Source organism: Micrococcus sp. (assembly GCF_030523875.1).
GTDB lineage: Bacteria > Actinomycetota > Actinomycetes > Actinomycetales > Micrococcaceae > Micrococcus.
In genome coordinates this window covers 1-7748 of record NZ_JAUNHR010000090.1, presented here as the reverse complement: position 1 = coordinate 7748, position 7748 = coordinate 1, and the positions used below count along the sequence as shown (strand labels likewise).

The 7748-nt window shown below is 74.9% G+C and carries 6 protein-coding genes and 1 tRNA gene; 5 read left to right on the top strand and 2 right to left on the bottom strand.

Annotation, left to right across the window (positions count from 1 at the left end):
• Nucleotides 1–3: 3 nt before the first annotated feature.
• Nucleotides 4–76: transfer RNA gene (locus tag Q4D18_RS10140), tRNA-Asn, on the bottom strand.
• 209 nt (nt 77–285) lie between these two features.
• Here Q4D18_RS10140 and Q4D18_RS10135 point away from each other — a divergent pair.
• A complete protein-coding gene (locus Q4D18_RS10135; protein WP_303127988.1) occupies nt 286–993 on the top strand; it encodes a PepSY domain-containing protein in 708 nt (235 codons plus the stop codon).
• A gap of 109 nt (nt 994–1102) precedes the next feature.
• On the opposite strand, the gene dnaG is transcribed toward Q4D18_RS10135, so the two are convergent.
• Nucleotides 1103–2983: a DNA primase gene (gene dnaG, locus Q4D18_RS10130; protein ID WP_303127986.1), complete on the bottom strand. Its 1881-nt coding sequence runs from the start codon at nt 2981–2983 to the stop codon at nt 1103–1105.
• 235 nt (nt 2984–3218) lie between these two features.
• Here dnaG and Q4D18_RS10125 point away from each other — a divergent pair, with 235 nt between their 5' ends.
• From Q4D18_RS10125 to Q4D18_RS10110, 4 genes are all read left to right on the top strand, one after another.
• Nucleotides 3219–4310: an iron ABC transporter substrate-binding protein gene (locus Q4D18_RS10125; protein ID WP_303127984.1), complete on the top strand. Its 1092-nt coding sequence runs from the start codon at nt 3219–3221 to the stop codon at nt 4308–4310.
• A 92-nt stretch (nt 4311–4402) separates the two neighbouring features.
• Nucleotides 4403–5896: an iron ABC transporter permease gene (locus tag Q4D18_RS10120; protein WP_303127982.1), complete on the top strand. Its 1494-nt coding sequence runs from the start codon at nt 4403–4405 to the stop codon at nt 5894–5896.
• Nucleotides 5897–5901: 5 nt separating this feature from the next.
• Nucleotides 5902–6927 (top strand): ABC transporter ATP-binding protein, encoded by a 1026-nt coding sequence (locus Q4D18_RS10115; RefSeq protein ID WP_303127979.1) that lies wholly within the window; start codon nt 5902–5904, stop codon nt 6925–6927.
• A gap of 47 nt (nt 6928–6974) precedes the next feature.
• Nucleotides 6975–7748 (top strand): aminodeoxychorismate/anthranilate synthase component II (locus Q4D18_RS10110; protein WP_303127976.1); only part of this gene is annotated, 774 nt, incomplete at its 3' end.

Below are 7748 nucleotides of genomic sequence, written 5' to 3'. Positions count from 1 at the left end.
AAGCTCCTCCGGTTGGACTCGAACCAACAACCCTTCGATTAACAGTCGAATGCTCTGCCAATTGAGCTACGGAGGAATGCTCGCCGTCCTGCGGGCTCCCGCGGGACAACGGAGAAGACACTAGCAGAGGGGTCGGGGCGCCGCCAAGTCGGCGCCCCGCGGACGCCGGCGGCGCCAGGGACCCGGGCGGGCCAGGCCTGGCGGCGCATGTCCTCAGGGTGTTCTCATGGTTGACAGAGACACTGGGATTCGAACCCACCGACGACGATCGAAGGAGACCGACCGATGGCCGACCTGAAGAAGACCCTCTCCCTGTCCGCGGGCGCGCTGCTCGCCATGACCGCCCTGGCCGGCTGCGGCACGGATGCCGAGGACGCCGCCCAGAGCGCCTCGGCGGGTGCGCAGAGCGCCGCCTCCAGCGCCGCGAGCGCCGCGACCTCCGCCGCCGCGGCCGCCTCCTCGGCGATCACCGACGACGACGACAGCTCCTCCTCCGCGGCCGCCTCCTCCACCGGCGCGACCGGCTCGGCGACCTCCTCGGCCGCTGGCTCCTCGTCCGCCGCTGCCGCCGGCGGGGTCGCCGACCCCCAGGGTGCCGAGGGCATCAAGGCCCTCCAGGACAAGTACCCGAACGGCACCGTGATCTCCCTGGACCGCGACGACGACGACGCCCAGCGCTGGGAGGCCGACGTGGTGGTGGACGGGAAGGTCCAGGAGGTCGAGGTCGCCGCGGACGGCACCCTCACCGAGAAGGGCACCGACTCCGACAAGGAGGACGTGGACCGCGCCGGCCAGGCGACTGTGACCGCCCAGCAGGCCGTGGAGAAGGCCGTCGAGGGCCGCGACGGCCAGGTCGTCGACGACGTCGAGCTCGACGAGGAGAACGGCACCCTGACCTGGAAGGTCTCCTTCGACGACGACCAGCGCCGGGACCTCGAGGAGGTCCGCGTGGACGCCAAGAGCGGCGACGTGGTCGGCGTCGAGAAGGACTGACCCCGTCCTCCGCGCCTGTCCCGCACAGGCCCACGGCGGCCCGTCTCTCCCCGAGAGGCGGGCCGCCGTCGTCGTGCGAGGCTCCCGGTGTCCGCAACCGCGGCCGGGCTCAGTCGGCGCGCAGGGCCCGGCGCTTGGCCTCCAGCGCCATGAGCTCGGCGTTGATGCGCATGAACGCGTCGTGGTCCCCCTCCGGGCCCAGGCGCTGGAGCTGGCCGAGCAGCTCCTCCTTGCGGTGCACGATCTGCAGCGCGAACAGCCGGTTCATGATGTCCCGGCAGTAGCGGTCCACGTCCTCGGCGGTGCGGGCGGGCAGGTCACGCACGGCCAGCTCCGAGACGGTCCCGGCGACCTCCTCCGGCACGGCGTCCCGCACGGCGTCCACCCACCGGGAGGGCGTGGCCCCGGACGAGCCGGCCACCTTCACGGCGTGGTGCACGGCCGCGTACTGCGGGATGGTGAACCGCGCCTGGTAGAGGGCGGTCCACTGCTCGGCGGAGAGCAGCGTGGGGTGCTGCAGCACCACCTCGAGGGACTCCCGCTCCCGCCGGGCGGTCGGGTCGCGCGGGTCCACGGGCACCACGATCGACGGGCGCGGCGCCGCCGGCTGCTCGTCCTGGTCGGTCCGGCCCGCTGCCTCAGAACGCGCCTCGTCCCGGCCTGCCCCGCGCCCGGCCTGGGCGACGGCGCGGTGCACGGCATTGGGGTCCATGCCCAGCCACCCGGCGAGCTCCCGCTCGTACCCGGGGCGCAGGACGGCGTCCTTGATGCCGGCCACGATCGGGGCGGCGTGCCGCAGGGCCCCGGCGCGGCCCTCCACGGTGTCCAGGTCGTAGTCCTTCAGCCCGGCCCGGATGGCGAACTCGAACAGGGGGCGCCGGGAGGCGATCAGCGCCCGCACCGCCTCCTCGCCCTTGGCCATGCGCAGGTCGCACGGGTCCATGCCGCCGGGCTCCACCGCCACGAACGTCTTGGCCAGGAACCGGTGGTCCTCCTCGAAGGCCTTGAGCGCGGCCTTCTGGCCGGCCTCGTCGCCGTCGAAGGTGAAGATGACCTCCCCGCCCGTGCCATCGTCGGTGATCAGGCGGCGGGCGACCTTGATGTGGTCCGCGCCGAACGCGGTGCCGCACGTGGCCACCGCCGTGCCCACGCCGGACAGGTGCGCGGCCATGACGTCCGTGTAGCCCTCCACGAGGACCAGCCGGCGCTCCTTGGCGATGGTCCGCTTGGCCAGGTCGATCCCGTAGAGCACCTGGGACTTCTTGTAGAGCGGGGTCTCCGGGGTGTTGAGGTACTTGGGGCCCGGGTCGTCGTCGTACAGCTTGCGCGCGCCGAAGCCGATGGTGGCCCCGGTCATGTCCCGGATGGGCCACAGCAGGCGGCCGCGGAAGCGGTCGTAGAGGCCGCGCTGGCCCTCGGAGAACAGGCCGGAGGCGCGCAGCAGCTCGTCGTCCCGGAAGCCCCGGGACCGCAGGTGGTCCAGCAGGTTCGACCACCCCTGCGGGGCGTAGCCGAGCGAGAACTGCTCCGCGTGCTCCTGCGTGAACCCGCGCCCGGTGAGGAAGTCCCGGGCCGTCTGCGCCTCAGGGGTGCCCAGGGCCGCGCGGAAGAACTCGTCCGCGACCTTGTTGGCCTCCAGCAGCCGCTGGCGGCGGCCCACCTCGGCCCGGTCCGGGCCCTGTCCGTCCTCGTAGTGCAGCTCCACGCCCGCCCGGGAGGCCAGCCGCTCCACCGTCTCGGTGAAGGAGGTGTGCTCCATCTCCATGAGGAAGCTGATGACGTCCCCGTGCTCGCCGCAGCCGAAGCAGTGGTAGGTCCCGACGCCGGGGCGCACGTGGAAGGAGGGGGTCCGCTCGTCGTGGAACGGGCACAGGCCCTTGAACGAGCCCACGCCGGCCGAGCGCAGCGTGACGTACTCCTCCACGATGCCCTTGAGGTCGGAGCGCTCGCGGACGAGGTCGATGTCCTTGCGCACGATCAGTCCGGCCATGCCCGCCAGTGTAGGTCGGGGCGGCACTGCGAGCGCCCGCCGTCCGCAGGGGCGGGCGGGGGCGCCGGGCCCGCCGACACACCCGCCGCGGAAATACGTCATACTGATGTTCGCGAATGGCGGAGCGTGCGCTACAGTTCCTGACTGAGGTAAGCCTCACCTCACCTCGGCGGCGTCGATCGCGCCGCCCCGCCCGCCGACGACGCCCCCGCGTCCCTCGACACAGGAGCCCTCCGTGACCGCACGATCCCCCCTCGCCCTCACCGGCACCGCCGCCGCCCTGCTCCTCGGCCTCACGGCCTGCGCCGGCGACGGCACCTCCGCCGCCTCCTCGGCACCGGCCGCCGGATCCACCGCCTCCGACGCCCCGCAGGCCGGCGCCGGCGAGTCCGACGGCAAGGTCACGCTGTACTCCGGCCGCGACGAGAACCTGGTGCAGCCGGTCCTGGACCGGTTCTCCGAGGAGACCGGCATCGAGGTGGAGGTCCGCTACGACAAGACCGCCGCGATGGCCGCGCAGCTCATCGAGGAGGGCGACTCCTCCCCCGCCGACGTCTTCCTGGCCCAGGACGCGGGCGCCCTCGGCGCCACCGCCAAGGAGGGGGTGCTCAGCGAGATGGACGAGGAGACCCTCGAGGCCGTCCCGGAGCAGTACCGCGACGACGAGGGCCGCTGGGTCGGCCTCACCGGCCGCGTGCGCGTGCTCGCCTACAACGAGGACAACGTGAAGCAGGAGGACCTGCCGGAGACCGTGGCCGAGCTGACCGAGGACGAGTGGAAGGGCCGCGTGGGCATCGCCCCCACCAACGCCTCGTTCCAGACCTTCGTGACCGCGCTGAACGTGGTGGAGGGCGAGGACGCCGCCCGCGAGTGGCTCGAGGGCATGGCCGAGAACGACCCGCAGATCCGCGAGAAGAACGGCGAGATCCTCTCCGACGTGGACGCCGGCACCATCGACGTCGGCCTGGTCAACCACTACTACCTGTACGAGGTGGCCAAGGAGAAGGGCGTCGCCCCGGAGGACATGAAGGCCTCCCTGCACTTCTTCGACGACGGCGACCTCGGCTCGCTCGTGAACGTCTCCGGCATCGGCCTCGTCGGCGAGCAGGAGGACGCGGACGCGCAGAAGCTCGTGGACTACCTGCTCTCCGAGCAGGGTCAGCAGTACTTCGTGGAGGAGACCTTCGAGTACCCGATGATCGAGGGCGTCGAGCCCCCGGCCGGCCTGCCGGCGCTCGACGAGCTGGAGGCGCCCGACGTGGACCTCAACGACCTGGACGACCTGCAGTCCTCCGTCCAGCTGATCCAGGAGTCGGGTCTGCTCTGAGGCCGCTCCCCCGCCCCGCCGTCCGCCGCGGCGGGCCCCGCACCCCGCCGGCGCTGACCGCCGCGGCCCTCGTGGCCGCGGCGGCGGCGCGGGTGCCGTGGGGACACCTGTTCGTGCGCGCCGCCGTGGGCGGCGCGGCCGCCTGGTTCGACGCCGTCGCCCGCCCGCGCGTGACGGAGCTGGCCGCCACCTCGCTCGCCCTGACGGCCGTGGTCACCGCGGCCTGTCTGGTGATCGGGGTGGGGGCGGCCTGGCTCGTCACCCGCGCCGACACGCCGGGCCGGCGGGTCCTGGCGGTGCTGCTGGCCATGCCGCTGGCCGTGCCCTCGTTCGTGGCCGCCTTCACGTGGGTGTCCGTCTCCGACCTGCTGCCCTGGGTGGACGGCGGCCGCCTCGAGGGGTTTGGCGCCGCCGCCCTGGTCCTGACGCTCTACACGTACCCGTACGTGTACTTGCCCGTGGCGGCGGCCCTCTCCCGGACTGACCCCGCCCAGGAGGACGTGGCCCGCTCCCTCGGCCGAGGCCCGTGGCGCACCTTCCTCACCGTCACCCTGCCGCAGGCCCGTCTGGCGATCGCCGGCGGCGGCCTGCTGGCGGCGCTCTACACGCTCTCCGACTTCGGCGCCGTGGCCATCCTGCGCCTCGACACCTTCACCCGCGCGATCTTCACCGCGCTCGAGGTGGGCTTCAACCGGCGGCTCGCCCTCACGCTGGCCACCGTGCTCGTGGTGCTGACCCTCGTGATCCTGTGGGGCGAGGGGCGCACCCGACGCGCGATCCCCGCCGTGCGCACCGGCCGCACCGTCCGCCGGGCGCCCGCCCAGCGCCTGGGCCCCTGGCGGTGGCCGGCCGCCGCCGGGCTCGCGGCGGTCCTCGTGGCCGCCCTCGGGGTGCCGGGAGTGAGCCTGGTCCGCTGGATGGGCGCGGGCACGTCCCTCTCCGCCGCCGCGGACCGCTGGCTCGAGGCCGTCCTCGGCTCGCTCACCCTGGCGCTGGCGGGCACGTTCCTGACGATGCTCCTGGCCCTGCCGGTGGGCGTCCTCGCCGCGCGCCACCCCGGTCGGGCGTCCCGGTGGGTCGAGCGCGCGGTGTTCCTGGCCCACGGCCTGCCCGGCGTGGTGGTGGGCCTCTCCCTCGTGTTCCTCGGCGCGTCCCTCGCCCGGCCGCTCTATCAGACGACGTGGCTGGTGGCCTTCGCCTACGCCACCCTGTTCCTGCCGCTGGCCGTCGCCGCGGTGAGCGGCGCGGTCGCGCAGTCCTCCCCCGCGATCGAGGAGGCGGCCCGGTCCCTGGGGGCGTCCCCGCGCGTCGTGCTCCGGCGGGTGACGCTCCCGCTGGCGGCGCCGGGGCTCGGTGCGGGCGCCGCCCTCGTGATGCTCACCGCCATGAAGGAGCTGCCCGCGACCCTCCTGCTGCGACCCACCGGGACGGACACGCTGGCCACGCGGCTGTGGAGCGCCACGGGCGTGGGCCGCTACGCCGAGGCCGCCCCCTACGCGCTCACGCTGGTGCTGCTCGCGGCGATCCCGGCGTGGGTCGTGGTGCACCGCACGGGGATCGTCCCGGCCGAGGGCGTGCGAGCATGAGGACCATGCCCGCCGCCCCCGTGCCCGCCGTGTCCGTCGCCGACCTCGGCGCCTCCTACGGCGCCGCGCCTGTGCTGGCCGGCGTCGACTTCGAGCTCGCCACCGGCGAGCTGCTCGCCGTGCTCGGCCCCTCCGGCTGCGGCAAGACCACGCTGCTGCGCTGCCTGGCCGGATTCGAGCGCATCGAGGCCGGGCGCATCAGCCTGGCCGGCGACGTCGTCGCGCTGCCCCGCGTGCACGTCCCCGCACACCGCCGGCAGGTGGCGGTGGTCCCCCAGGAGGGGGCGCTGTTCCCGCACCTGTCCGTGGCGGAGAACGTGGGCTTCGGGCTCCGTCATCGCCGCCCCGGGCGGGTGGCGCGCATCCGCGAGTGCCTGGCCCTCGTGGGACTGGCCGGCCTGGGCGAGCGCATGCCGCACCAGCTCTCGGGCGGCCAGCAGCAGCGGGTGGCGCTGGCCCGCGCCATGGCCCCGCGGCCGCCGCTGATCCTGCTCGACGAGCCGTTCGGCGCCCTCGACGCCGCCCTGCGCACCGACCTGCGCCAGGCCGTCCGCCGCGCGCTGAAGGAGGACGGCGCCACCGCGGTGCTCGTCACCCACGACCAGGCCGAGGCCCTGTCCGTGGCCGACCGGGTGGCCGTCATGGAGGGCGGGCGGCTGCGGCAGGTCGGCACCCCCGAGGAGGTCTACGCGCGCCCTGCCGACGCGTGGGTGGCGCGGTTCGTGGGCGAGGCGGACCTGCTGCCCGTCCTCACGACGACGCCGGACGGCCGGGTCCGCACCGCCGCCGGCGCGGTGGCCGGGATCGGGGCCGGGACGCGCGCCGTCGTCCGGCCCGAGCATGTGCGCCTCACGGACGGCGGCGAGGGGGTCGCCGCCCGGGTGGTGGACGTGGAGTTCCGCGGGCACGAGCTCCTGGCGGCCCTGGAGCTGCCGGACGGGACCGCCGTGCGGGCCCGGAGCCTGCGGGCCCCCGTCCCCGGCTCCGTGGTCACGGTGTCACTGACCGGGCCCGTCGCCCTGGTGGACTGAGGGCCGCCCGCCGCGGCGGGGACGGCTGGCATGATATGCCGGTGCCCGTGACTGCCCCCGCCCCCTCCCGCCGGCTGCTCGTGGTGGACAACCGCGACTCCTACACGTTCAACCTCGTGCAGATCCTGGCCGCACGGGCGCGCGAGGCCCACCCGGGTCTCGAGGTCGTCGTCGTGGGGGCAGACGAGCCGGCGGCCGCCCGCGCCGCACTCGCCGACCCGGACCTGGCCGGCGTGGTGATCTCCCCCGGCCCCGGTCATCCGGCGCGCGCCGCGGACTTCGCGGTCTCCGGCGAGGTGATCGACGCCGTGCTGGCCCGCGGCGACGGCCCCGACGCGACGCCGCTGCTCGGGGTGTGCCTGGGGCACCAGGGCCTGGCGCTGCGGTTCGGCTGGGAGGTCGGTCCCGCACCGATGCCGCGCCACGGCTGGATCAGCCGCCTGCGGCACACGGGCACGGGGCCCTTCGCGGGCCTGCCGCAGGGCACCCGCGTCACCCGGTACCACTCCCTGGCGGCCACGCCCGGTCCCGACGCCGACCCGCGCCTCGCACCCCTCGCCTGGAGCGCGGACGGCGTGGTGCAGGCCGTGGCGGTCGCCGGCGCTCCGTGGTGGGGCGTGCAGTTCCACCCCGAGTCGATCTCCTCGGAGGACGGGGCGGCCCTGCTGCACACCTTCCTCGCCGAGGTGGAGCGCCGGCGGCCGGGGCTCGAGGCGCCGGAGGAGGGCCCGGCGCCGCCGTCGACGCCGGGACCGTCGGCGACGGGGCCGGCGCTGCACGTGGCCGTCGAGACCCTCGCCGCGGACACCCTGCACGCCCTC

Coding starts and splice junctions, on each gene's coding strand:
- Q4D18_RS10135 (WP_303127988.1), top strand. CDS start 286: ATGGCCGACCTGAAGAAGACCCTCTCCCTGTCCGCGGGCGCGCTGCTC.
- dnaG (WP_303127986.1), bottom strand. CDS start 2,983: ATGGCCGGACTGATCGTGCGCAAGGACATCGACCTCGTCCGCGAGCGC.
- Q4D18_RS10115 (WP_303127979.1), top strand. CDS start 5,902: ATGCCCGCCGCCCCCGTGCCCGCCGTGTCCGTCGCCGACCTCGGCGCC.